The organism is Pseudomonas sp. KH_046_2, from assembly GCF_057838985.1.
Map to the genome: position 1 here is coordinate 1,245,230 of NZ_CM174480.1, position 25,774 is coordinate 1,271,003.

The following is a 25,774-nucleotide window of genomic DNA, read 5'->3' on the forward strand; positions in this document are numbered from 1 at the left end:
CCCGGAGCGTACGTCAGTACGTGAGGAGGCGAGCACTGCCCGGGCGCGGCTGGTCGACGCGCAGTAGCTACCGGAATGACTTTTAGCGGCCGCCCATGATCGCGATGTAATCCTGGGTCCAGCGGCTGTACGGCACGAACTTGCCGCCTTCAGCCTGCGGGGTTTTCCAGAAGGCGATCTTGTCGAACTGGTCGAAACCGTTGGTCTTGCAGCCTTCGGCACCGAGCAATTCACTGCCCTGGCACGCTGCCGGCACCGCTGGCAGCGAGCCGAACCACGCCGCTACGTCACCCTGGACTTTCGGTTGCAGCGACCAGTCCATCCACTTGTAGGCGCAGTTGGGGTGCTTGGCCTCGGCGTGCAGCATGGTGGTGTCGGCCCAACCGGTGGCGCCTTCTTTCGGGATGGTCGAGGCGATTGGCTGCTTCTCGTTCATCAGGCCGTTGACCTGATACGGCCAGGCGCCGGAGGCGACCACGCCTTCGTTCTTGAAGTCGCTCATTTGCACAGTGGTGTCGTGCCAGTAGCGGTGGATCAACGGCTGCTGGGCGCGCAGCAGATCAAGCACGGCCTTGTACTGGGCTTCAGTCAGTTCGTACGGGTTCTGGATGCCCAGTTCCGGTTTGGCGGTCTTCAGGTACAGCGCCGCGTCGGCGATGTAGATCGGGCCGTCATAGGCCTGCACGCGGCCCTTGTTCGGCTTGCCGTCCGGCAGGTTTTCCGCATTGAACAGCACGCCCCAGCTGGTGGGCGCGGTCTTGAACACGTTGGTGTTGTACATCAGCACGTTCGGGCCCCATTGATAAGGGGTGCCATAGGTCTGCTTGTTGACCACGTACCACGGCGCGTCTTTCAGGCGCGGGTCGAGGTTCTTCCAGTTCGGGATCAACGCGGTGTTGATCGGCTGCACACGCTTGCCGACGATCAGGCGCAGGGACGCGTCGCCGGACGCGGTCACCAGGTCGTAACCGCCCTTGGCCATCAGGCTGACCATTTCATCGGAGGTGGCCGCGGTCTTGACGTTGACCTTGCAGCCGGTTTCCTTCTCGAAGCCGGTCACCCAGTCGTAGGCCTTGTCGCTCTCGCCACGTTCGATGTAGCCAGGCCAGGCCACAATATCCAGTTGGCCTTCGCCCGCCCCGACAGCTTTGAGCGGCTCGGCGGCCTGGACACTGGCGCTGGCCAGCAGCGCGGTGGTGATTGCACTGAGCAGTGCGGTCTTGTGCACGAACATGGGAATTCCCTCTTCTTTAAATTATGGTCGGGGCAGTTGTGAACGTGGTGAAGCATGCCGTTGGTGGCTTGTTATTAGCGTAGTCAGAGATGCTCGCCATGGCGGGCCATGATGTGCCGTACCACGCTGTAGTCCTGAAGCGAATCGCTGGACAGGTCTTTGCCGTAGCCCGAACGTTTCAGGCCGCCATGGGGCATTTCGCTGACCAGCATGAAGTGGCTGTTGATCCAGGTGCAGCCGTACTGCAAGCGCGCCGCGACCTGCATGGCCTTGTCGAGGTTCTGGGTCCAGACCGACGAGGCCAGGCCGTATTCCGAATCGTTGGCCCAGTCCACCGCTTGTTCCAGCTCATCGAAGCGGGTCACGGTGACCACCGGCCCGAACACTTCGCGCTGGACGATTTCGTCACTTTGCTTGCAGCCAGCGAGCAGGGTCGGCTGGTAATAGAAGCCGGCGCCGGAATGCACCGCCGCGCCGGTTACCCGCTCAATATGCGGCTGGCCGAGGGCGCGCTCGACGAAACTGGCCACGCGGTCGCGCTGACGGGTGCTGATCAGCGGGCCGATTTCGTTGTCGGCATCGCGCTTGCCGGCGAAGCGCAGGCTGCTGACGGCGGCGCCGAGTTCGGCCACCAAGCGGTCATGAATCCCGGCCTGGGCGTAAATGCGGCAAGCGGCGGTGCAATCCTGGCCGGCGTTGTAATAGCCGTAGGTGCGCACGCCTTCAATCACGGCCTGAATGTCGGCATCGTTGCAGACGATCACCGGAGCCTTGCCGCCGAGTTCGAGGTGGGTGCGTTTGAGTGTCTTCGATGCGGCCTGGAGAATCTTCTGGCCGGTGACGATATCGCCGGTCAGCGACACCATGCGGATCTTCGGATGGCTGACCAAATGGCTGCCGACCCCTTCGCCACCACCGCAAACGATGTTGATCACACCGCGCGGCAGTATCTCGGCCAGCGCCGGCGCCAGGGCCAGGATCGACAGTGGCGTGTGTTCCGACGGTTTGAACACCAGGGTGTTGCCGGCGGCGAGGGCCGGGGCGATTTTCCACGCGGCCATCATGATCGGGTAGTTCCACGGCGCAATCGACGCCACGACCCCGATAGGATCGCGCCGGACCATGCTGGTGTAGCCCGGCAGGTATTCGCCGCTGAGCTGGCCGGTCTGGCAACGCACGGCACCGGCGAAGAAGCGGAACACGTCGACCGTGGCGCTCAAGTCGTCCTGACGGGCCAGGTGCAGCGGCTTGCCACAGTTCATGGATTCGAGGCGGGCCAGCAGGTCGGCGTTTTTTTCGATGGCGTTGGCGATCTCCAGCAACAGGTTCGAACGCTGTTGTGGCGTGGTCCGCGACCAGCCGGCAAAGGCACGGTGGGCGGCGAGGATCGCGGCTTCGACTTGCTCGGTGCTGGCTTCGGCGATTTGGGTCAGGACTTCCCCGGTGGCGGGGTTGAGAATCGGCTCGACGCAGCCTTGACCGGCAACCAATTCACCATCGATCAACAATGCGGTGAACAACGGGGTCTGCGCGCCAGCCATTTTTCGGGTTCTCGTTTTTTGTGTGGCTTCTTGTGTAGACATGGCAGCGCTCCCTGTGACTGGGGCCCGGCCGTCTTTATTAGATGCAACAAGACTAGTTCGCGGACCCGAGGACAACAAATACTAAATACTGAAGGTGGCGTTCGATTAAATAGATGGCTTGCGCCCGCCGTGGGGTTGTTCGCGGGCAACCGTGAGGAAGGGGTCCACCAGCGCCGGCCTAGCCGTGCCGCGACGCCAGGCCAGGCCGACATCCAGGGTCTGGCTGAGGTCGGCGATCGGCCGCGCTTCGATGATGTCGCCCTCCAGTGACCACGGGCGATAGGTCATGTCAGGCTGGATCGACACGCCCAAGCCGGCGGCCACCAGGCTTCGCACCGCTTCGGTCGAGGCCGTGCGCAGGGTGATGCGCGGTTGCAGCGAAGCAGCGGACCACATGCGTTGGGCATTGCGGTCCATTTCATCGACGTTCAGTTGAATCAATGGCTCGCGGGCCACGTCGGCGAGGTTGATGCTGTCGTGTTCCAGCAACGGGTGCTGGGCCGGCAGCCATAGCCGGTGCGGCGAGTGGGTCAACACTTCGGTCTGCAAGGCGTGGCGGTCTTCGAGGTTGGAGAGGATCAATACGCCGACATCGATCTCGCCGCTGACCAGCAAATGCTCGATGTACGGGCGCTCATCTTCCATCACGCGGATTTCCACGTTGGGGTAGGCGCGCTGGAAACGGGTGAGCAGATCCGCCAGGTAATAACCGGCCACCAGGCTGGTCACGCCGACGATCAGTTGCCCGGCGACCTGGTCGGTGCTCTGTTGCAGGCTGCGCTTGGCGTTATCCACCGTGGCCAGGATCAAGTGCGCCTGACGCAGGAATTGATGCCCCTGGTGGGTCAGGGTCATGCCCTTGGCGTGGCGGCTGAACAGGCTGACGCCGATTTCCTCCTCCAGTTGCTGGATCGCCAGGGTCAGGGTGGACTGGGAAATGAACGCGGTTTGCGCGGCGGCCGAGATCGAACCGGTCTCGGCCACGGCGATGAAGTGACGGATCTGACGCAAGGTCATCATGGGAAAGCACCCGGTGGGCTGTTTTTATCGATTGGCGAGAGTGTATATCGTTTTTTCTGATAGTCAGGCTCAAGCGGCGATGCGCGCATTGAGGTAATGCAACATCTGGAAGCACTCTCGCCCACGGGGCGTGGGCACTTTCGTTTTAGGCTGGTGGTCTTGGTTTCAGGTTAAACGTCTTGTGGAGGCGATAAATGAACACCCGTGGATTGCTCGATCAACTACTCAAGTCCGGCCAGGACCTGTTGCAGAACAAGGCCGGCAGCCCGCAGCAAAAGGGCGCGAGCGGTGGCACCGGTGGCCTCGGCAGCTTGCTCTCCGGCGCGAGTGGCGGGGCATTGGCGGCCGGCGCCATGGGCTTGCTGCTCGGCAGCAAAAAGGCCCGTAAAGTCGGGGGCAAGGTCGCAGTCTACGGTGGTCTCGCCGCGTTGGGCGTGCTGGCCTATAAAGCCTATGGTAACTGGCAGGCACAGCAGGGCGGTGCGGCCGGTACGGAGCCGCAAACCCTGGATCGCGTGCCGGCCGCACAAGTCGAGCTGCACAGTCAGGCGATTCTCAAGGCGCTGGTGGCCGCGGCCAAGGCTGACGGCCATGTCGATGAGCGCGAGCGTGCCTTGATCGAAGGCGAGTTCACCCGGCTCGACAGCGACCAGGAGCTGCAACACTGGCTGCACGCCGAGCTCAACAAGCCGCTGGACCCGAGCGATGTCGCCCGCGCCGCCCGCTCGCCGGAAATCGCTGCCGAGATGTACATCGCCAGCGTGATGATGGTGGACGAGGAGAACTTCATGGAGAAGGCCTACCTTGATGAGCTGGCGCGCCAGCTCAAGCTGGAGCCAGGGTTGAAAGCAGAGCTGGAGAAGCAGGTTCGCCAGGCTTCCCTGTAAACCTTCAGACTGCATTCGCGAGCAGGCTCGCTCCCACATCAGGTCTTCAGTGTTCACAGATTCTGCGTACGCCAGAGATTCAATGTGGGAGCGAGCCTGCTCGCGATGGCGTTTTCAGCCACACCACCGCCCCAATGGCCATTCCACGGCCCCTTTCTACCCAATCATCCCTGGCACCCATCCCCTTCATTAGCGGACAGTCCCCACCCAGAGCCCATCCCGCCTTTTTTCAACGGGATGAGAGGTAGCGCGCAACCGTCTTATAAATGAAACACCGCCCTCGGCTATACTCCCCGCATTTCGAATCGGCCCCGAGGAATGACTGTGAAGAACTGGACGTTACGCCAACGCATTTTGGCGAGCTTTGCGGTGATTATCGCCATCATGTTGCTGATGGTCGTCGTGTCGTATTCCCGTTTACTGTCGATTGAGTCCAGTGAGAACGTTGTGCGCTCGGACAGTGTTCCCGGGATTCACTACAGCTCCCTGATTCGCGGTGCCTGGGTCGATGATTACGTGCTGACCCAGCAACTGATCGGGCTGGGGGGCGGTCGAGGCATGACCCAGGCTGACAAGGATATGTACCAGGGTATTGAGGAAAGGCTGCAACGCTCGATGGCCAGCTACCGCGGTACCATCTTCGAGAAAGCTGATCTGGCAAGGTTCGAGGAGTTTGAAAAGCTGCACGATCAATATGACAAGCTGCTCGAAGAGGTGCTCGATGCCTACCAGCAAAAGGACTTCGAACAGGCCCGTCGCATCCTCGCCGAACATTTGACCCCGGCATGGGCTGCCGGCCGCAAACAGCTGGATGAACTCATCGAATTCAACAGGGAGGCGGCTGAGGCGGCCACTGACTCGATCATTTCATCGGTAGCGGTGGCGAAGCTGATCATGGGCATTTCGTTGCTGGTCGCAGTCATTAGTGCCGGGTTGTGTGGTCTTTTGTTGATGCGCGCGATCATGGCGCCGATGAACCGCATTGTGCAGATCCTCGAAATAATGCGTACCGGCGATCTCAGCAGTCGTCTGAACCTTGCGCGCAAGGACGAATTCGGCGCCGTGGAAACCGGCTTCAACGACATGATGACCGAGCTGACGTCCCTGGTGTCCCAGGCCCAGCGTTCCTCGGTGCAGGTCACCACCTCGGTGACCGAGATTGCTGCCACCTCCAAGCAACAGCAAGCGACCGCCACCGAAACCGCCGCCACCACCACCGAAATCGGCGCGACGTCCCGTGAAATTGCGGCCACTTCGCGGGATCTGGTGCGCACGATGATCGAAGTCTCCACCGCCGCCGATCAGGCCTCGGTACTTGCCGGATCCGGGCAGCAAGGGCTGGCGCGGATGGAAGAGACCATGCACTCGGTGATGGGCGCGGCTGATCTGGTCAACGCCAAACTGGCGATCCTCAATGAGAAGGCCGGCAACATCAATCAGGTGGTGGTGACCATCGTCAAGGTCGCCGACCAGACCAATCTCCTGTCCCTCAACGCCGCCATCGAGGCCGAAAAGGCCGGTGAGTACGGCCGCGGTTTTGCCGTGGTCGCCACCGAAGTGCGGCGTCTGGCGGACCAGACCGCCGTCGCCACGTACGACATCGAGCAGATGGTGCGCGAGATCCAGTCGGCGGTGTCGGCCGGGGTGATGGGCATGGACAAGTTCTCTGAAGAAGTGCGCCGCGGCATGTCCGAGGTGCAGCAAATCGGCGAGCAGTTGTCGCAGATCATCCATCAGGTTCAGGCGTTGGCGCCGCGGGTACTGATGGTCAATGAGGGCATGCAGGCCCAGGCCACCGGTGCCGAGCAGATCAACCACGCACTGGTGCAGTTGGGCGATGCCAGCAGCCAGACCGTCGAGTCCTTGCGCCAGGCCAGTTTCGCCATCGATGAGCTGAGCCAGGTGGCCGTTGGGCTGCGCAGCGGCGTTTCGCGATTCAAAGTCTGATGAGCGAACCCACGGCCAAACGCACCGCCGTGAAGCAGGCGCTGCATGCATTGTTTCTGGTGTTTCGCCTCGGCAACGAGCGCTATGCCTTGAAGGCTATCGAAGTGGCTGAAGTGCTGCCGCGCCTGCCCTTGAAGCCTATTCCCCATGCCCCCGCCTGGGTCGCCGGGGTGTTCGCCTATCGGGGCACCGTGGTGCCGGTGATCGACTTGAGCGCACTGACCTTTGGCATGCCAGCACAGGCCCGTACCAGCACGCGGCTGGTGCTGGTCAACTATCGCCCGGATGAAACCGCCGAGACCCAACTGCTCGGGCTGATTCTGGAGCAGGCGACCGACACCTTGCGCTGCGATCCGGCGGATTTTCAGCCCTACGGTCTGGACAACCGCCAGACGCCTTACCTCGGGCCGGTGCGCAAGGACGAGCAGGGTTTGCTGCAATGGGTACGGGTCGGCGATCTGCTGGACGATCAGGTGCGCGTCTTGTTGTTTCCCTCGCCGCCAATGGATCCGGCACTGCTGCAGGAGCGGCCATGAACAGCGACCAGCGTTTTTTCGACTTCCTCAAGGAAGCTATCGGACTCGACGTAACCTCGGTAGGGCCGGCGATCATCGAGCGAGCGGTGCGCCAGCGCAGCATCGTTTCGCAAGCAGTATCGGCCGATGAATATTGGCGCACCTTGCAGGGCTCGCGGGACGAGCAGCAGGCGTTGATCGAAGCGGTGATCGTTCCGGAAACCTGGTTCTTCCGCTATCCGGAATCCTTCGTCACCCTGGCGAAACTGGCGGGCAAGCGTCTGGCCGAGATCAACAACCTGCGCGCACTGCGGATTCTCAGCCTGCCGTGCTCCACCGGCGAAGAACCGTACTCGATCGCCATGGCGTTGCTCGATGCCGGGCTCAAACCGCACCAGTTCAAGGTCGACGGCATGGATGTCAGCCCGTTGTCAGTGGAAAAAGCCCGGCGGGCGCTGTACGGCAAGAATTCCTTTCGGGGGGACGACATTGCGTTTCGCGACCGTCATTTCATCGCCGAAGGCGAGAGCTATCGCCTTGATCAACGGGTGCTCGAACAAGTTCGCCTGCAAGTCGGCAACCTGCTGGATCCGGCCCTGCTGGCCGGTGAACCGCCCTTCGATTTCGTGTTTTGTCGCAACCTGCTGATCTACTTCGACCAGCCGACCCAGAAGCAAGTCTTCGAAGTGCTCAAGTGCCTGACTCATGTTGATGGTGTGCTGTTTATCGGTCCGGCCGAAGGCAGTCTGCTGGGGCGTTTGGGGATGCGCTCGATCGGTATCGCGCAGTCCTTCGCGTTCAGTCGACAGGGCACAGCGGACCCTGATCCCTTGCCGATATTCGTGCCTGCACCGCTGCCAGTGCCTCAACCGCTGCGCAATCCACCGCCTGCACCAGTGCGCAGCCGCCCGTTTGCCCGGGTTGCTTCGCTACGGCCTGCGCCTGCCACCGCCGGTTCCGACACGGCCGCTTTGCTGGCGAACATCGCCGCACTGGCCGACGAAGGCAAAAGCGCCGAGGCGCGAGCGGCGTGTGAAGGTTACTTGCGCAGCCATGAGCCGGTGGCTCAAGTCTTTTATTGGCTCGGACTGCTCAGCGATGTGGCCGGTAATACCCTGGAAGCCCAGGGCTTTTATCGCAAGGCGTTGTATCTCGAACCGCAACATTCCGAAGCGTTGATGCACCTGGCCGGGTTGCTTCAGGCCCAGGGCGACGCGATGGGAGCCAGACGATTGCAGGAGCGTGCCGCCCGCAGCGCACGTTCCGCCGACAGTGAGCGTAAACGATGATCGCCTCCGACACCTTTAGCGTCACCCGGGATGCCCAGGCCATCGACGACTGCTGGAACCGCATTGGTATCCACGGCGACAAATCCTGCCCGTTGCTGGCCGAACATGTTCATTGCCGCAATTGTGCGGTGTATTCGGCGGCCGCCACACGCTTGCTCGATCGCTATGCGTTGCAGCAGGAGGATCGCGGGCCAGCGTCCGTCGCGGTCGAGAGCGAGGTGAAAACCCGTTCGTTGTTGATGTTCCGTCTGGGTGAAGAGTGGCTGGGTCTCCTGACTCGTAGTCTGGTAGAGGTGGCACCGCTGCAGGCGATTCACTCCTTGCCTCATCAACGTTCTCGCGCCTTGCTCGGCGTGGCGAATGTGCGCGGCGCGCTGGTCGCCTGCCTGTCGCTGGTGGAGCTGCTCGGCCTTGACGGCACCGGCAACGTGGCACCCGGCGCGAGGGTCATGCCACGCATGCTGATCATCGCTGCCGACGGTGGACCGGTGGTGGTGCCGGTGGATGAAGTCGACGGGATTCACGCCATCGACGAGCGCACCCTCGATGCCGCATCACGCTCGGGTACCCAGGCCAGCGCCAAATACACCCGTGGTGTGTTGCAATTCAAAGGTCGCAGCCTGCGTTGGCTGGATGAAGAACAGCTGCTGTCCGCCGTGACCCGGAGCCTCACATGACCCCCGAGCAAATGCGCGACGCCTCTTTGCTGGAGCTGTTCAGCCTGGAGGCCGAAGCCCAGACCCAGGTCTTGAGCGCCGGCCTGCTGGCGCTCGAGCGCGACCCGACCCAGGCCGATCAACTTGAATCGTGCATGCGTGCCGCACACTCGCTCAAGGGGGCGGCGCGGATCGTCGGTGTCGACGCAGGGGTCAGTGTCTCCCACGTGATGGAAGATTGCCTGGTCAGTGCCCAGGAAGGCCGCCTGTTGCTGCGCCCTGAGCACATCGATGCGTTGCTGCAAGGCACTGATTTGCTGATGCGCATCGCCACACCGAGCAACAACCCGGAAGCCGCGGACATCGAAGCCTACGTGGCATTGATGGCGCGGTTGCTGGACCCGGCGGCCCCACTGGTTGCGCCTGTCGCACCGGTGATGGCCGAGCTTCAGCTCGAAGCACCCGCGCCCAGGGTCGAGCCACCGGTGCCTGCCGTCGAACCGCCATCGGCCCCGCGCAAGACCAAACGCACCACCGAAAACGGAGAACGTGTGCTGCGTGTCACCGCCGAGCGCCTGAACAGCCTGCTCGATCTGTCGAGCAAATCCCTGGTGGAAACCCTGCGGCTCAAACCGCACCTGGCGACCATGCAGCGACTCAAGCGCATGCAGAGCAACAGCCTGCGCGCACTGGAGAATCTCAATGTGCATCTCAAGGATCACGCCTTGAGCCTGGAGGCCCGGGAAGCCCTTGAGGATGCGCGGCGTTTGCTCGCGCAATCCCAGCAACTGCTCATGGAAAAGAACGCCGAACTCGATGAGTTCGCCTGGCATGCCAGCCAGCGGGCGCAGGTATTGTACGACACGGCACTGGCCTGTCGCATGCGGCCGTTTGCCGATGTGCTGACCGGGCAGGTGCGGATGGTCCGGGATCTGGGGCGCGATCTGGGCAAACAGGTGCGGCTGGAAATTGAAGGCGAAAACACCCAGGTCGATCGCGACGTACTGGAAAAACTCGAAGCACCGCTGACTCACCTGTTGCGCAATGCGGTCGACCACGGCATCGAAACCCCGGAGCAGCGCCTGCTGGCGGGCAAGCCGGCGGAAGGTTTGATTCGCCTGCGCGCTTCGCATCAGGCCGGTTTGCTGGTGCTCGAATTGAGCGATGACGGAAACGGCGTGGACCTGGAAAAGGTCCGTCGCAGCATCGTTGAACGAAGTTTGTCACCTGCGCAAACCGCCGCGCAGCTGAGCGAAGAGGAGTTGCTGACGTTCCTGTTCCTGCCCGGTTTCAGCCTGCGCGACACAGTCACCGAGGTGTCCGGTCGCGGCGTCGGCCTGGATGCGGTGCAGCACATGGTCCGGCAGTTGCGCGGCGCGGTGGTGCTGGAGCAGACGGCGGGCGAGGGCAGTCGTTTTCACCTTGAGGTGCCGCTGACCCTGTCGGTGGTGCGCAGCCTGGTCGTGGAAGTCGGCGACGAAGCCTATGCTTTTCCGCTGGCGCACATTGAGCGGATGTGCGACCTGGAGCCGGCCGATATCGTGCAGGTCGAAGGCCGCCAGCATTTCTGGTACGAAGGCCGGCATGTCGGTCTGGTAGCGGCCAGTCAGTTGCTCCAACGTCCGGCCAGCCAGAACAGCGGGCAAACCCTGAAAGTCGTGGTGATTCGCGAGCGCGATGCGATCTACGGCGTGGCAGTGGAGCGGTTTATCGGTGAGCGGACCTTGGTGGTGCTGCCGCTGGATGAGCGTTTGGGCAAGGTGCAGGACATTTCCGCCGGGGCCCTGCTCGACGACGGCTCGGTGGTGCTGATCGTCGATGTCGAAGACATGCTGCGTTCGGTGGAGAAGCTGCTCAACACGGGACGTCTGGAGCGCATTGCCCGCCACAGCAATCAGGTGGTCGAGGCGGCCCGCAAACGAATTCTGGTGGTGGATGATTCCCTGACCGTGCGAGAGTTGCAGCGCAAGCTGTTGCTCAATCGCGGATACGACGTGGCGGTTGCGGTGGACGGCATGGACGGCTGGAACGCGCTGCGTTCGGAGGATTTCGATCTGCTGATCACCGACATTGATATGCCGCGCATGGACGGCATCGAACTGGTCACGCTGCTGCGTCGGGACAATCGCCTGCAATCGCTGCCGGTGATGGTGGTGTCCTACAAGGATCGTGAAGAGGACCGGCGCCGTGGACTGGATGCCGGGGCCGACTATTATCTAGCCAAGGCCAGTTTTCATGACGACGCCTTGCTCGATGCAGTGGTCGAGCTCATCGGAGGAGCACGGGCATGAGGATCGCAATCGTCAATGACATGCCCATGGCGGTGGAGGCCCTGCGCCGCGCCTTGGCATTCGAGCCGGCCCACGAGGTGGTCTGGGTCGCCGGCAATGGTGCCGAGGCGGTGCGCCAATGCGCGCAGGACACGCCGGACCTGATTCTGATGGACCTGATCATGCCGGTAATGGATGGCGTCGAGGCCACGCGGCGGATCATGGCCGAGACCCCGTGTGCCATCGTCATCGTCACCGTGGATCGCCAGCAGAACGTGCACCGGGTATTCGAGGCCATGGGCTACGGTGCGCTGGACGTGGTCGACACACCGGCCCTCGGCGCCGGCAATGCTCAGGAAGCGGCCGCGCCGTTGTTGCGCAAGATCCTGAACATCGTCTGGCTGATCGGCGACAAGGGCAACCGCCCGCGCCCGGCGCCGGCACCGTTGCGCAGTTCGGGCTCTCGCCAGAGCCTGATCGCCATTGGCTCATCCGCCGGTGGGCCGGCAGCGCTGGAAGTCTTGCTCAAGGGACTGCCGCGTGATTTCTCTCCGGCCATCGTGCTGGTGCAGCATGTTGACCAGGTGTTTGCCGCCGGCATGGCCGAGTGGCTCGGCAGCGCCAGCGGCCTCGACGTGCGCCTGGCCCAGGCAGGCGAGCCGCCGCAAAGCGGCACGGTGTTGCTGGCCGGCACCAATCATCATATTCGCTTGCTGAAAAACGGCACGCTGGCCTACACCGCCGAACCGGTCAACGAGATCTACCGGCCCTCCATCGATGTGTTCTTCGAGAGCGTGGCCAGTTACTGGAACGGTGACGCCGTAGGCGTTTTGCTCACCGGCATGGGGCGTGATGGCGCCCAGGGGCTTAAACTCATGCGCGAACAGGGCTACCTGACCATCGCACAAGACCAAAGCAGCAGCGCGGTGTACGGCATGCCGAAGGCGGCTGCGGCCATCGACGCTGCCGTGGAGATTCGCCCGCTGGACAAGATAGCACCACGATTGCTGGAGATTTTCGCCAAATGAGCACCTTTTCCCTCATTCCTGGCTCAGGTAGTACTCAGGTGACCGCACATGACTGAATTACAACTCGACGACTTCAAGACCGACGAAAACGCCGCCATGGTGTTGCTGGTGGACGATCAGGCCATGATCGGCGAAGCCGTGCGTCGCGGCCTGTCGAACGAAGAGAACATCGATTTCCACTTCTGCGCCGACCCGCACCAGGCCATCGCCCACGCGGTGCGCATCAAGCCGACAGTGATCCTGCAGGATCTGGTCATGCCCGGCCTCGACGGCCTGAGCCTGGTGCGCGAATACCGCAATCACCCGGCGACCAAGGACATTCCGATCATCGTCCTGTCGACCAAGGAAGACCCGCTGATCAAGAGCGCGGCCTTTGCCGCCGGGGCCAACGATTATCTGGTCAAGCTGCCGGACAACATCGAACTGGTCGCGCGCATCCGCTATCACTCGCGCTCCTACATGACCCTGCTGCAACGGGACGCGGCGTACCGCGCGTTGCGGGTCAGCCAGCAGCAACTGCTCGACACCAACCTGGTACTGCAACGCCTGATGAATTCCGATGGCCTGACGGGGTTGTCGAACCGTCGGCACTTCGATGAATACATGGAGCTGGAGTGGCGCCGTTCGCTGCGGGAGCAGAGTCAGTTGTCGTTGCTGATGATCGACGTGGATTACTTCAAGGCCTACAACGACAGCTTCGGCCACCTGGAAGGCGATGAAGCCCTGCGCAAGGTCGCCGCGGCGATCAAGGATGCCAGTGCCCGGCCTTCGGACCTGCCGGCCCGCTACGGCGGCGAAGAGTTTGCCCTGGTACTGCCCAACACCTCCCAGGGCGGTGCGCGGCTGGTGGCTGAGAAGCTGCGCCAGACCGTGGCCGCCCTGAAGATTCCGCATATCTCGCCGACCGAAGGTTCAAGCCTGACCATCAGCATCGGCCTGTCGACGATCACGCCGAAAGCGGGCAGCAACTGCCGTGACCTGATCCTGGCGGCGGACAAGGGGCTGTATTCGGCGAAGAACAATGGGCGTAATCAGGTGGGCGTGGAGTGATCTACCCTATTTCCTGAGCGACGCAAAGCCCTGTGGGAGCGAGCTTGCTCGCGATGGCGTTGTGTCAGTCGATAGTTCCATGGACTGACACGCCGTCATCGCGAGCAAGCTCGCTCCCACAATGGCCTCAATGGCTGTAAAGAACGCCTGTAACCCTAATGCCAGTCAGTTAAGCTGACTGGCATTTTTATTTTTGATCGGATACTTCGGTGATTTCAGCCGAATCGCCCGAGGATAAACGCGCTCCTCACGTCGATGCGGCAGCACGTAGTGCGGCGCTGAAGCATGAAGCTCGGCCAAATACTTGGGGATGTTCCCGGAACGGTCGGCCGAGACGCTGTTGATAAACCCGAGAATCGCCCAGGTACACGCGGTAAAGCTCATTTCGCACGGGTAAATGCCAGGACAGTGGCGACTCATTTCCACCATCTGATAGCGCAACAAGTTGTAGCCCAACAACACGCCCCACAACTCTTGCTCGATCATCTCGGGTGTCTTGCTGCGCAGCGTATAACTGCTGTTGAGCAGCGTCTGCTTCATTTCCCGAAAGCCTAATTCGATTTCCCAGCGCTGGCTGTACAGATCAACGATCTCGTCGGAAGGAAAACGCAGCGGGTCAGCCATTGAGGTCAGAATCTGACACACCTTGCCCTTCACGGTTTTGCTCAGCAGTCGCGCGGTCAGCCGCTCCGGCAACCCAGGCCATTGCTTGCGGGCCTGCGGCGAAGTGCTCAGCGAAACAATCGCATCCTGGCGCCCCAAACGCTGGATCACCTCGTACTGCGAGCCTTTTTTCAGCGGCATCAGCCAGTGGCGTTCGACGCCTGCCTGCTGCCACTGATGCAGTAAACCTAACGAGTAAAAACCACGATCAAACAGCGTCAGCGAGTGATCGGGGGTGGTTTCGATCAGTTGCTCGGCCAGTTTCATTTCGTTGCTGCGGTAGCCGTCAAACGCACTTCCAATCAGCAAATGGCTGGTCAACTCCATTTGGCAGACCATGCGCACCTGAGGAAAACCGGTGTCGCCGTGCTGGTTGCTGGCGGAGTCATAGCGCGCCCGATTTTCCGGCGTGTCGGGCGTGCGCCAGACAACGCCATCGACGCCCAACAAACGCAGACCGGCCCAAGTCGGATGATTGGCCGCCTCATGCCAACTTTTCTGGGTCAAATCGAAGACTTGTCGTACAGCTTCGCTGCCCAATCTCTGACGGGCCTGGACTACGGCGCTGGGGGCCACCAACGGGCGCTGGCCCGGCAACATGATGTTCATGCGACTGACCACATCCCAGGCCGACATGCGCCGGAAGAACGCCATGGAGATCACGCACCAGAGCATCATTTCCAGCGGCAAACGACGCTTGCGCAGCGTCGCCACACCGGCTTGTTCAAGCGCCTGTTCGACCAAAGAAGGATCGAGCAAGGCATCCAATCCCTCGATGGCGTTGGGGGTAGAGGCGATGTTGTGGGTCAGTTCCAGTGCCCGAGCGAGACGCATAAAAAAATCCGATGCCAGTACAGGCATCGGATTTTGATTTCTTGCGGCCAAAGGTCAAGCGAGAAGGCTTAACTGATCGGCATTAGCCTGTAACCCCGTCTTTTCGGCCAAGCGGACTGCCGTTGCCGACCGTTTCCCGGTATACTCGCCGGCTTTCAAAAGTTCGCCAACGAGTGCTGCCCGTCATGGAAATCAACCCGATCCTGAACACCATCAAGGACCTGTCCGAGCGCTCCGAAACTATTCGGGGGTATCTTTGACTACGATCAAAAGCATGAGCGTCTGACCGAAGTCAATCGCGAGCTTGAAGATCCGAGTGTCTGGAACAAACCTGAGTACGCCCAGGAACTGGGCCGCGAGCGCGCTGCGCTGGCGCAGATCGTCGATACCCTGGACGAATTGAACACGGGTCTGGCCGATTGCCGCGACCTGCTGGACATGGCCGTTGAAGAGAACGACGAAGGCGCAGTGGGCGATGTCGTCGCCGAGCTGGCCCGTCTTGAGGAAAGTCTGGCCAAGCTGGAATTCCGCCGCATGTTCAGCCACGAAATGGACCCGAACAACGCCTACCTGGACATCCAGGCCGGCTCCGGCGGTACCGAAGCACAGGACTGGGCCAACATCCTGTTGCGCATGTACCTGCGCTGGGCCGACAAACGCGGTTTCGACGCCACCATCATGGAACTGTCCGCCGGTGAAGTCGCCGGGATCAAGGGCGCGACCGTGCACATCAAGGGCGAATACGCGTTTGGCTGGTTGCGGACCGAGATCGGCGTGCACCGTCTGGTGCGCAAGAGCCCGTTCGACTCCGGCAACCGTCGCCACACCTCGTTCTCCGCGGTGTTCGTCTCGCCAGAGATCGATGACAAGGTGGAAATCGAAATCAACCCGGCAGACCTGCGGATCGACACCTATCGTTCCTCCGGTGCCGGTGGTCAGCACGTAAACACCACCGACTCGGCCGTACGTATCACCCACGTACCGACCAACACCGTGGTCAGCTGCCAGAACGAACGTTCCCAGCACGCCAACAAAGATACCGCCATGAAAATGTTGCGGGCGCGCTTGTACGAGCAGGAAATACAGAAACGCAACGCGGCGTCCCAGGCGCTGGAAGACACCAAGTCCGATATCGGCTGGGGTCATCAGATCCGTTCGTACGTGCTCGATGCCTCGCGGATCAAGGATCTGCGCACCAACATCGAACGCAGCGACTGTGACAAGGTGCTCGATGGCGACATCGACGAATACCTGGAAGCGAGCCTGAAGTCCGGGCTGTAAGCAATGCAATGCCGGATCGCCTGACACAGCGCGATCCCTGTGGTAGCGGCGGTGCGGCGATCCGACTTGCCCGCGATCCCCAGCCGCAGGCTGGGGACAACGAACCTGATGGAATATCTAAAGACATGAGCGACCTAGAACTCGACCCGCAAGCCCTGCAACAGGAAGAAAACTCCCTGATCGCCCTGCGCAAGGAAAAGCTTGCTGCCGAGCGCGCCAAGGGCAATGCCTTCCCGAACGACTTCCGCCGCGAAAACTACTGCGAACAACTGCAGAAACAGTACGCGGACAAGACCAAGGAAGAGCTGGCAGAAGCTGCAATCCCGGTCAAGGTTGCCGGTCGCATCATGCTCAACCGTGGCTCGTTCATGGTGATCCAGGACATGACCGGTCGCATCCAGGTCTACGTCAACCGCAAGACCCTGTCCGAAGAAACCCTGGCCGCGGTGAAAACCTGGGACATGGGCGACATCATTGCCGCCGAAGGCACCCTGGCCCGTTCCGGCAAGGGCGACCTGTACGTTGAAATGACCAACGTGCGCCTGCTGACCAAATCCTTGCGCCCGCTGCCGGACAAGCACCACGGCCTGACCGACACCGAACAGCGCTACCGCCAGCGCTACGTTGACCTGATCGTCAACGAAGACGTGCGCCAGACTTTCCGCGTGCGTTCGCAAGTCATCGCCCACATCCGCAGCTTCCTGATGCAGCGTGACTTCCTGGAAGTGGAAACGCCGATGCTGCAGACCATTCCGGGCGGCGCGGCAGCCAAGCCGTTCGAAACCCACCACAACGCTTTGGACATGGGCATGTTCCTGCGTATCGCGCCGGAGCTGTACCTCAAGCGCCTGGTTGTTGGCGGGTTCGAGAAAGTGTTCGAGATCAACCGCAACTTCCGTAACGAAGGCGTTTCGACTCGTCATAACCCAGAATTCACCATGTTGGAGTTCTACCAGGCCTACGCCGACTACGAAGACAACATGGACCTGACCGAAGAACTGTTTCGCGAACTGGCGCAGCTGGTCCTGGGCAGCACCGACGTGCCGTACGGCGACAAGGTGTTCCACTTCGGCGAGCCGTTCGTGCGTCTGTCGGTGTTCGACTCGATCCTCAAGTACAACCCTGAGCTGACCGCCGATGACCTGAACGACATCGACAAGGCCCGTGCCATTGCCAAGAAGGCCGGCGCCAAGGTGCTGGGTTTCGAAGGCCTGGGCAAGCTGCAGGTGATGATTTTCGAAGAGCTGGTCGAGCACAAGCTGGAGCAGCCGCACTTCATTACCCAGTACCCGTTCGAAGTGTCGCCGCTGGCCCGTCGTAACGACGACAACCCGAACGTCACCGACCGTTTCGAGCTGTTCATCGGTGGTCGTGAAATCGCCAACGCCTACTCCGAGTTGAACGACGCGGAAGACCAGGCCGAGCGCTTCATGGCCCAGGTGGCCGACAAGGACGCCGGCGACGACGAAGCCATGCACTACGACGCCGACTTCGTGCGTGCGCTGGAGTACGGCATGCCGCCAACGGCGGGTGAAGGCATCGGTATCGACCGTCTGGTGATGCTGCTGACCAACTCCCCGTCGATCCGCGACGTGATCCTGTTCCCGCACATGCGGCCGCAAGCGTAAGTGTTTCAATTAAAAAACCGCCTTTTCAGGCGGTTTTTTATTGCCTGTCTGGTACAAACGTATCAACTTGTTACTTTCATCTGAGAGGAAATACCTGTCGTGATTCGTGCAATGGCTCAAGAAGGTGCAGCGGGTATCGCCACTGCGGTCGCTGAAAGTGTTCAGTACCAGGGTCGCAAGGCCAGCCGACAGGGCAGCGAACAGCGACGACAGGAAATCCTGGATGCCGCCATGCGCATTGTCGTGCGTGACGGTGTGCGGGCCGTAAGGCACCGTGCGGTGGCCGCCGAGGCGCAAGTGCCGTTGTCGGCGACCACTTACTATTTCAAGGATATCGATGACTTGCTCACCGATACCTTCGCTCAATACGTGGAACGCAGTGCGGCGTACATGGGCAAGTTGTGGGTGAACAATGAAGGCCTGCTGCGCGACATGATCGCCAGTGGCGATGGCAGCCCGCAGGCGCGCTCGAAACTGGCGGACGATATTGCGCGACTGATGACCGATTACGTTCACCGGCAACTGGTCAATCGCCGCGAACATTTGATGGCCGAGCAGGCGTTCCGCCAGGAAGCATTGCTCAACCCGCGTCTGGCCGAGCTGGTGCGCTCGCATCAGCAAATCCTGTTGCAGGGCTCTTGCCAGCTGTTCCAGGTGCTGGGCTCACGCGAGCCGCATCAGGATGCCAAGGTGTTGACGGCGATTATCGGCCGGATGGAATATCAGGGGCTGCTCAACGTAGACGAGCCTGCCGCCGAAGAGGAAATGCTCGGCATCCTGACGCGCTACATGCACCTGGTGCTGGCGTCGGTGTAGTTCTGGCTGGTGCTTCACCCTGTGGGAGCGAGCTTGTGTGGCGAGGGGGCTTGTCGGAGCGCCGAACCGCCCCGTTCGGCTACGAAGCAGTCGTAAAACCCGCGCATCCGGACAGACTGTCTCACCGAGGTAGCTGGTTTTGGGGCGGCTTCGCCACCCAACGGGGGCAAGCCCCCTCGCCACACAGGCTCGCTCCCACAGAAGGGCGCTGTTCATCTGAGGGCGACGTATGTTCATAGGGAGTTTTGAATGAAAGCCTGGCGTGTCGTTGTGATCGCCTTGTCGTTCCTGCTGCTCAGTGGCTGTCTGGTGACCTTCAAGGAACCGCTGCCTGCAAGCGAACCCGCGCCCAAGGGATTGCTCGGCAAATGGACCAGCACCAATGCCTGGGGCGAGCCGCTTAACCTCGAACTGACCCGCATCGGTGACAACCGCTATCAGGCCGTCAGCTATTACCGGACCAGACCCAAGGAGCGGGAGGCCTATCCCTTCACCGTGACGCGCCATGGCAACCGCTGGTATCTGTCGGCGAAGGTGCCGGCACAGTTCGGCGGGCATTTCACCATTGGCGGGTTTGAACTGACCGACAAGCATGAGCTGGTGGTCTACAACCTCGACCTCGACCAGATCAACCAGGCCATGAAGCAGGAAGCCCTGAGCGGTGAAAGCTTCCAGACCAACGACGGCGATGGCGTATTGATCGACAGCCACATGGATCAAGTCGCCGCCTACCTCGACGACCCGGCCAACTCCGATGTGTTCATCGAAGCCGTACGCTACCAGCGTCAGGCCAAAGCCAAATAAGCAGCACCAACAGGTTTCTACAGGAGTTTCGGGTGGACGATTACCAACAGTCGATACGCATTTTGTCCGATCGCATCGTGCTGGCGCAGACGCCGATCCGCGTCCTCGATGCGGTCAAGTGGGACGACAACATTCGTAAGGGCTTCCTCAAGGCCAAGGGCAAGGAAATGCCGGCGGTGGACCGCGACTACTACCTCAACCGGCCGCTGGCGTTCGACTCCAGCAAAGTGAAGCTGGAGTTCCAGAACATCGAGCGCGACATCACCCGCCAGCTCGGCCAGTTCAACCCGGTCGGCCAGATCATGCGCCGCATGTGCAAGGAATACCGCATGGTGGTCCGCATGCTCGAAGCGCGCGGCACCGAGGATTTCGGCCTGATTTCCCAAGAGCTGTACGGTGCCGCGTCCGACGCGTTCCACGCGGGTGACCCGACCCTGTCCGACCTGGGCATGATGTTGTCCGAATACCTGAACAACATCGACGGCCGTGGCGACCTCAAGGACGAGCCGAAGACCCTGACTGCCAAGGATGCGGTCGACATGCTCCAGCATCGCTTGAACAAGGTTTTTGGCGAAGCCGAGGAAACCATCCGGGTGTTCGAGTCCGACGGCATCGTCGCCGATGCGGCGGCGGGCGCCGACTACATCAAGATCCGCTCCGACGCGATGTTCAACGACCGCGACGTGCGGGCGCTGGAAGTTCATGAAGGGCTGGTGCATGTCGGCACCACCCTCAACGGCCTGAACCAGCCGATCTGCACTTTCCTCTCCAAGGGGCCGCCCTCGTCGACGGTGACCCAGGAAGGCCTGGCGATCCTGATGGAAATCATCACCTTCGCCTCTTACCCGAGCCGCCTGCGCAAACTGACCAACCGCACCCGCGCCATTCACATGGTGGAGGAGGGCGCGGACTTCCTGCAGGTGTTCGAGTTCTTCCGTGAGCAAGGCTTCGAAATGCCCGAGAGCTACAGCAACGCCAGTCGCGTTTTCCGCGGCTCGGTGCCGACAGGTCTGCCATTTACCAAAGACTTGTCCTACCTCAAGGGCTTCATCATGATTTACAACTACATTCAACTGGCCGTGCGTAAAGGCAAGCTGGAGCAGATACCGCTGTTGTTCTGCGGCAAGACCACCCTGGAAGACATGCGTACCTTGCGCCAGCTGGTGGACGAAGGCCTGGTGGTGCCGCCCAAGTACCTGCCGGAACAGTTCCGCGACATGAACGCGTTGTCGGCATGGATGTGTTTCTCCAACTTCCTCAACCACCTGAGCCTGGACCGGATCGAGGCGGATTACTCCAACATCCTTTAAGGCTGGTGAGATCCAAATGTGGGAGTGGGCTTGCTCGCGAAAGCGGTGTGTCAGCCAACTGAGATGTTGAATGTTAATCCGCATTCGCGAGCAAGCCCGCTCCCACATTGAACCGTGTTCCACCATTTTTTCGCGAGGTTTCAACGGATGAGAATCCTCGGCATCCTCTGCCTTCTCCTGGCCTTGAACGGTTGCAGTTCGCTGTTGTTCTACCCCGAACCCGGCCAGCTGTTCACGCCGGAAAAGGCCGGGCTCGAATATCGCACCGTCACCCTGCTCACCGCCGATGGCCTCAAGCTGAATGCATGGTGGCTGCCGGCGAAGAAGGGGGTCGAGGTCAAAGGCACGGTGCTGCACCTGCACGGCAACGGCGGAAACCTGCCCATGCACCTAGGGGGGAGCTTTTGGTTGCCGAAAAATGGTTACCAGGTGTTGCTTGTGGACTATCGCGGTTATGGCCTGTCCGAAGGTGAGCCGACCCTGCCGGCGATCTATCAGGACATCGACGCGGCCTTCAAATGGCTCGATCAGGCGCCGGAGGTCAAAGGCAAGCCACTGATCCTTCTCGGCCAGAGCCTCGGTGGCTCGATGGCCGTGCACTATCTGGTCCAGCACCCGGAACGGCAGAAACAACTGAAGGCTATTGTCCTCGACGGTGTACCCGCCAGTTACCGCAGCATCGGTCAGTTTGCCTTGAGTACTTCATGGTTGACCTGGTCGGTGCAGGTGCCGTTGTCGTGGCTGGTGCCGGACGGCGACAGCGCGATCAACTCCATGGCGCAACTCAATGATGTGCCGAAACTGATCTACCACAGCATCGACGATCCGATCGTGCCTCTTTCCAACGGCATCCGACTGTATCAAGCTGCGCCGCCGCCACGGGTGCTGCAACTGACCCGTGGCGGTCATGTGCAGACGTTCGCCGACCCGGTCTGGCGCAAGGTCATGCTGCGTTATCTCGATGATCCGCAACATTTCAACGGCCTGCGCCGTCTGGGTGAGATCCCCAATTACCCGGTGCCCCCGAATTCAGAAATCGAACCACCAGAGAGCCCGCAATGAGTGAAGAACGTAACGCCATCCCGCTGATCATCACCGGTATCTGCAGCATCCTCGGCACCGTCGGTGCCCTGTGGTGGTACGGCTACCTGCACTTCGCCAAGCCTGAGGATGCGTTGCTGCTCAACGAATTCACCATGCTCAAGACCGTGCCGGGTGAAGACTACAAAGTCTCCCTGCAACCGGCCGCCCAAGTGGCGCAGTGCATCGATGGCGTGCTGGTGCTGTTCGACATGGAACAGAAAGGCCTGACCGGCGTGCTGGTCGACAGCAAGAAAAAAGCCGTGCGCTGCATGGGGCAGGAAACGCCGCAGAAGCTGGAACCGTAAACCGGTTCTCGCAGGCAACATAAATCAAATGTGGGAGCGGGCTTGCTCGCGAAGACGGTTTCACATCCAACATATGTGTTGGCTGATCCACCGCTTTCGCGAGCAAGCCCGCTCCCACAGGTTTTGCGGATGTTCAGTGTTTCTGTTTGTCGTCCGGCATCGACAAATCGTGCAAATGCCGACGGGACAGCGCCAGAAAACGCGGCGTCGGCCCGATGTCTTCGTACAGCGGATCGCCTTCTTCGTCGGTGGCGACCACGGTCGTGCCTTTGACGTACGGGAAGCTTCTTTCCAGCTCTTCCAGTGCGGCGCCGATCAGATCGCCGAGCAGTTCTTCGGGATGCCGCTTGGGGTACATCTCGACGAGCGCGGCCAGCCGTGCGGCAGACTCCACGTCCAGATGAATCGAGTAGCCGGTGTCGGTCAGGCGACCCTTGGCGTTTTCTTCCCAGTGGTGGGCAAGCTCGCGGATTTTCATATTGACCTCATTGCGCTCCCGCTCGTGGCAGGCAGGGTGAGTGTCCGGCACTGGCCGGCGATAACCGTTGTACGGCTTACCGTTCAGACTAGCCTCAACAGGCAAGGTTTAAAGGCCCTTCGTCGTCTTGCTTGTAAGAACCTGCCTGGGGCGGCACTCTCTTGTTTCTTAGCCGCCCGGATTTTTTGCTGGAGACCTGCTGATGACCGATATTGATGCACGCTTGCGCGAGGACGTTCACCTGTTGGGTGAGCTGTTGGGCAACACCATTCGTGAGCAATATGGCGACGGTTTTCTCGACAAGATCGAGCAGATCCGCAAGGGCGCCAAGGCTGATCGGCGCGGCTCCATGGACGCCGAACTCAGCGCCAGCCTCAATCAGCTGAGCGAAGACGAGTTGCTGCCGGTGGCGCGGGCGTTCAACCAGTTCCTCAACCTGGCCAACATCGCCGAGCAATATCAGTTGATTCACCGCCGCGAGGAATCCCAGGAGGCACCGTTCGAAGCCCGGGTGCTGCCGGAGTTGCTCGCGCGCCTGCGCGCCGAGGGGCATGGCGCCGACGCGCTGGCCCGGCAACTGGGCCGGCTGGAGATCGAGCTGGTACTCACGGCGCATCCCACCGAAGTTGCACGCCGCACACTGATCCAGAAGTACGACGCCATCGCCGCGCAACTGGCGGCTCAGGATCACCGCGACCTGACCAGTGCCGAGCGCGAGCAGATCAAGACCACCTTGCAACGCCTGATCGCCGAAGCCTGGCACACCGAGGAAATCCGCCGCACGCGCCCGACGCCGGTGGACGAAGCCAAGTGGGGTTTCGCGGTGATCGAGCATTCGCTGTGGCAGGCCATTCCCAATTATCTGCGCAAGGCCGATCAGGCCCTGCACGCCGCCACCGGCCTGCGCCTGCCACTGGAGGCGGCACCGATTCGCTTTGCCTCGTGGATGGGCGGCGACCGCGACGGCAACCCGAACGTGACGGCGGCGGTGACCCGAGAGGTTTTACTGTTGGCGCGCTGGATGGCGGCCGATTTGTACCTGCGCGATGTCGATCGCCTGGCCGCCGAGCTGTCGATGCAGCAGGCCAGCGATGAATTGAAGGCCAAGGCGGGAGACAGTGCCGAACCGTACCGGGCAGTGCTCAAACAGCTGCGCGATCGCTTGCGGGCAACGCGTAACTGGGCACACGCCGCCTTGTCGACGCCAGCGCCGGCACCGACCGAAGTGCTGCAAGACAACCGCGAACTGCTCGATCCACTGGAGCTTTGCTACCACTCCTTGCACGCGTGCGGCATGGGCGTGATCGCCGATGGGCCGTTGCTCGATTGCCTGCGTCGGGCAGTGACATTCGGTCTGTTCCTGGTTCGTCTGGATGTACGCCAGGACTCGTCGCGGCACTCCGCTGCGATGACCGAAATCACCGACTACCTCGGCCTGGGTCGCTACGAGGACTGGAGCGAGGAGGAGCGCATCGCCTTCCTGATGCGCGAATTGAGCAATCGTCGGCCTTTGTTGCCGACGTACTTCAAACCCTCCGCCGACACTGCCGAAGTGCTGGCGACCTGCCGGGAAATCGCCGCTGCGCCGTCGGCATCCCTCGGTTCCTATGTAATTTCCATGGCCGGTGCGGCTTCCGATGTGCTCGCCGTGCAGTTGCTGCTCAAAGAGTCCGGCGTGTTGCGACCGATGCGCGTGGTGCCGCTGTTCGAAACCCTGGCCGACCTCGACAACGCGGGGCCGGTGATCGAGAAGCTGCTGCTGTTGCCGGGCTATCGCGCGCGCCTGCAAGGGCCGCAGGAAGTGATGATCGGCTACTCCGACTCGGCCAAGGACGCCGGCACCACCGCGGCGGCCTGGGCGCAGTACCGGGCGCAAGAGCGACTGGTGGATATCTGCCGCGAGCAACAAGTCGAACTGCTGTTGTTCCACGGTCGCGGCGGCACTGTGGGGCGCGGCGGCGGCCCGGCCCACGCGGCGATCCTGTCGCAGCCACCAGGTTCGGTGGCGGGGCGTTTTCGCACCACCGAACAGGGCGAAATGATTCGATTCAAATTCGGCCTGCCGGACATCGCCGAGCAAAACCTCAATCTGTACCTGGCCGCCGTGCTGGAGGCGACCTTGCTGCCTCCGCCACCACCTACACCTGAGTGGCGCCATCTGATGGACGAACTGGCCGCAGACGGTGTCAGCGCCTACCGCGCCGTGGTGCGGGAAAATCCGCAGTTCGTGGAGTACTTCCGCCAGTCGACGCCAGAGCAGGAACTCGGTCGTTTGCCGCTGGGCAGTCGTCCAGCCAAGCGCCGGGCCGGGGGGATCGAAAGCCTGCGGGCGATTCCATGGATCTTCGGCTGGACCCAGACGCGCCTGATGCTGCCGGCCTGGCTGGGTTGGGAAGCGGCCCTGAGCAAGGCACTGGAGCGTGGCGAAGGCGAGCTGCTGGGGCAAATGCGCGAGCAGTGGCCGTTCTTCCGCACCCGCATCGACATGCTGGAAATGGTCCTGGCCAAGGCCGATGCCGACATTGCGCAGTCCTACGATGAGCGTCTGGTGGAGCCGAATCTGTTGCCATTGGGTGCGCATTTACGCGACCTATTGTCGCAGGCGTGCACCATCGTTCTCGGCCTGACCGGGCAGTCGCAGCTGCTGGCACATAGCCCAGCGACCCTTGAGTTCATCCGCTTGCGCAACACCTACCTCGACCCGCTTCATCTATTGCAGGCCGAGTTGCTGGCCCGTTCAAGAGTGCAGGACGTGGCGCAGGGCAGCCCGGTAGAACAGGCCTTGCTGGTGTCTGTGGCGGGGATTGCCGCCGGTTTGCGCAACACCGGCTAAGGTTTTTGCCGTGGGGTCAGGCATCCGGCGGGTGCACCGGATGCCGTCGTTTGGCGGGGTTAAAAGTGCTGTCAGGCGACAGTTAATGATGGGGTTGCGACTTGGGGAACTGTGCGCAATGGTCGCAAGAGGCGGCGGTTTCTCCGACTTTTGGCGTCTTGTGTGGGCGCAGCCTGCTGTGTATCTTGATCAGCCTTTGGCCGTTTGGGCGGCCACGACCCTATTTTTGAGATTGGCCCCACGAGGCGAATCTGACGTTA

Annotated in this window: 21 protein-coding genes; 16 read left to right on the forward strand and 5 right to left on the reverse strand. The window is 61.5% G+C overall.

What is annotated here, in order from left to right:
• Positions 1-82: 82 nt before the first annotated feature.
• The 3 genes from ydcS to AC3IX1_RS05595 all read right to left on the reverse strand — a co-directional run bounded on the left by ydcS (position 83) and on the right by AC3IX1_RS05595 (position 3,837).
• Positions 83-1,234 carry a putative ABC transporter substrate-binding protein YdcS gene (gene ydcS, locus AC3IX1_RS05585; protein ID WP_489326831.1) on the reverse strand — a complete coding sequence of 384 codons (1,152 nt, stop codon included), beginning with the start codon at positions 1,232-1,234 and terminating at the stop codon, positions 83-85.
• Positions 1,235-1,317: 83 nt separating this feature from the next.
• The gene (locus AC3IX1_RS05590; RefSeq protein ID WP_489388692.1) at positions 1,318-2,775 is read right to left on the reverse strand and encodes a gamma-aminobutyraldehyde dehydrogenase; all 1,458 of its coding nucleotides are present in this window, start codon (positions 2,773-2,775) and stop codon (positions 1,318-1,320) included.
• 147 nt (positions 2,776-2,922) lie between these two features.
• Positions 2,923-3,837: a LysR family transcriptional regulator gene (locus AC3IX1_RS05595; protein WP_007975056.1), complete on the reverse strand. Its 915-nt coding sequence runs from the start codon at positions 3,835-3,837 to the stop codon at positions 2,923-2,925.
• A 194-nt stretch (positions 3,838-4,031) separates the two neighbouring features.
• Here AC3IX1_RS05595 and AC3IX1_RS05600 point away from each other — a divergent pair, with 194 nt between their 5' ends.
• The 8 genes from AC3IX1_RS05600 (at position 4,032) to AC3IX1_RS05635 (ending at position 13,479) form a co-directional block, all read left to right on the forward strand.
• Entirely contained in the window at positions 4,032-4,724 is a 693-nt protein-coding gene (locus tag AC3IX1_RS05600) for a tellurite resistance TerB family protein (protein WP_489387436.1), read from the forward strand.
• A gap of 324 nt (positions 4,725-5,048) precedes the next feature.
• The gene (locus tag AC3IX1_RS05605; RefSeq protein WP_489387437.1) at positions 5,049-6,671 is read left to right on the forward strand and encodes a methyl-accepting chemotaxis protein; all 1,623 of its coding nucleotides are present in this window, start codon (positions 5,049-5,051) and stop codon (positions 6,669-6,671) included.
• Positions 6,671-7,207 (forward strand): chemotaxis protein CheW, encoded by a 537-nt coding sequence (locus AC3IX1_RS05610; RefSeq protein ID WP_489387438.1) that lies wholly within the window; start codon positions 6,671-6,673, stop codon positions 7,205-7,207. The genes AC3IX1_RS05605 and AC3IX1_RS05610 overlap by 1 nt, the downstream gene beginning before the upstream one ends.
• On the forward strand, positions 7,204-8,475 hold the full coding sequence (locus tag AC3IX1_RS05615; protein WP_489387439.1) for a CheR family methyltransferase: 1,272 nt from the start codon (positions 7,204-7,206) through the stop codon (positions 8,473-8,475). Before AC3IX1_RS05610 ends, AC3IX1_RS05615 begins: the two co-directional genes overlap by 4 nt.
• The gene (locus AC3IX1_RS05620) at positions 8,472-9,152 is read left to right on the forward strand and encodes a chemotaxis protein CheW (RefSeq protein ID WP_489387440.1); all 681 of its coding nucleotides are present in this window, start codon (positions 8,472-8,474) and stop codon (positions 9,150-9,152) included. The genes AC3IX1_RS05615 and AC3IX1_RS05620 overlap by 4 nt, the downstream gene beginning before the upstream one ends.
• A complete protein-coding gene (locus AC3IX1_RS05625) occupies positions 9,149-11,422 on the forward strand; it encodes a hybrid sensor histidine kinase/response regulator (protein WP_489387441.1) in 2,274 nt (757 codons plus the stop codon). Before AC3IX1_RS05620 ends, AC3IX1_RS05625 begins: the two co-directional genes overlap by 4 nt.
• On the forward strand, positions 11,419-12,429 hold the full coding sequence (locus AC3IX1_RS05630; RefSeq protein ID WP_489387442.1) for a chemotaxis response regulator protein-glutamate methylesterase: 1,011 nt from the start codon (positions 11,419-11,421) through the stop codon (positions 12,427-12,429). The genes AC3IX1_RS05625 and AC3IX1_RS05630 overlap by 4 nt, the downstream gene beginning before the upstream one ends.
• Positions 12,430-12,477: 48 nt before the next feature.
• Positions 12,478-13,479: a diguanylate cyclase domain-containing protein gene (locus AC3IX1_RS05635; protein ID WP_489387443.1), complete on the forward strand. Its 1,002-nt coding sequence runs from the start codon at positions 12,478-12,480 to the stop codon at positions 13,477-13,479.
• Positions 13,480-13,644: 165 nt separating this feature from the next.
• Here AC3IX1_RS05635 and AC3IX1_RS05640 read toward each other — a convergent pair whose 3' ends face one another.
• Entirely contained in the window at positions 13,645-14,976 is a 1,332-nt protein-coding gene (locus AC3IX1_RS05640) for an IS4 family transposase (protein WP_489385477.1), read from the reverse strand.
• Positions 14,977-15,161: 185 nt separating this feature from the next.
• Here AC3IX1_RS05640 and prfB point away from each other — a divergent pair.
• The 7 genes from prfB to AC3IX1_RS05675 all read left to right on the forward strand — a co-directional run bounded on the left by prfB (position 15,162) and on the right by AC3IX1_RS05675 (position 22,203).
• A protein-coding gene (gene prfB, locus AC3IX1_RS05645; protein WP_185754790.1) for a peptide chain release factor 2 occupies positions 15,162-16,257 on the forward strand; the annotation gives its coding sequence in 2 pieces (ribosomal slippage) (positions 15,162-15,233 and positions 15,235-16,257; 1,095 coding nt in all).
• A 125-nt stretch (positions 16,258-16,382) separates the two neighbouring features.
• Positions 16,383-17,885, forward strand: a complete 1,503-nt coding sequence (gene lysS, locus AC3IX1_RS05650) for a lysine--tRNA ligase (protein WP_150717887.1) — start codon at positions 16,383-16,385, stop codon at positions 17,883-17,885.
• A gap of 99 nt (positions 17,886-17,984) precedes the next feature.
• Entirely contained in the window at positions 17,985-18,701 is a 717-nt protein-coding gene (locus AC3IX1_RS05655) for a TetR/AcrR family transcriptional regulator (protein ID WP_489387444.1), read from the forward strand.
• Positions 18,702-18,950: 249 nt separating this feature from the next.
• Entirely contained in the window at positions 18,951-19,505 is a 555-nt protein-coding gene (locus AC3IX1_RS05660; protein ID WP_489387445.1) for a hypothetical protein, read from the forward strand.
• Positions 19,506-19,537: 32 nt separating this feature from the next.
• Positions 19,538-20,815, forward strand: coding sequence for a flavohemoglobin expression-modulating QEGLA motif protein (locus tag AC3IX1_RS05665; protein ID WP_150728239.1), 1,278 nt, complete (start codon positions 19,538-19,540; stop codon positions 20,813-20,815).
• A gap of 147 nt (positions 20,816-20,962) precedes the next feature.
• A complete protein-coding gene (locus AC3IX1_RS05670) occupies positions 20,963-21,877 on the forward strand; it encodes an alpha/beta hydrolase (RefSeq protein WP_489387446.1) in 915 nt (304 codons plus the stop codon).
• Complete coding sequence (locus tag AC3IX1_RS05675) at positions 21,874-22,203, forward strand: PA3694 family proteiin (protein WP_489387447.1); 330 nt, start codon at positions 21,874-21,876, stop codon at positions 22,201-22,203. Before AC3IX1_RS05670 ends, AC3IX1_RS05675 begins: the two co-directional genes overlap by 4 nt.
• Positions 22,204-22,336: 133 nt before the next feature.
• Here AC3IX1_RS05675 and AC3IX1_RS05680 read toward each other — a convergent pair whose 3' ends face one another.
• Positions 22,337-22,681: a pilin assembly protein gene (locus tag AC3IX1_RS05680; protein WP_150754222.1), complete on the reverse strand. Its 345-nt coding sequence runs from the start codon at positions 22,679-22,681 to the stop codon at positions 22,337-22,339.
• Positions 22,682-22,883: 202 nt separating this feature from the next.
• Here AC3IX1_RS05680 and ppc point away from each other — a divergent pair, with 202 nt between their 5' ends.
• Positions 22,884-25,514 carry a phosphoenolpyruvate carboxylase gene (gene ppc, locus AC3IX1_RS05685; protein ID WP_489387448.1) on the forward strand — a complete coding sequence of 877 codons (2,631 nt, stop codon included), beginning with the start codon at positions 22,884-22,886 and terminating at the stop codon, positions 25,512-25,514.
• The last annotated feature ends 260 nt before the right edge of the window (positions 25,515-25,774 follow it).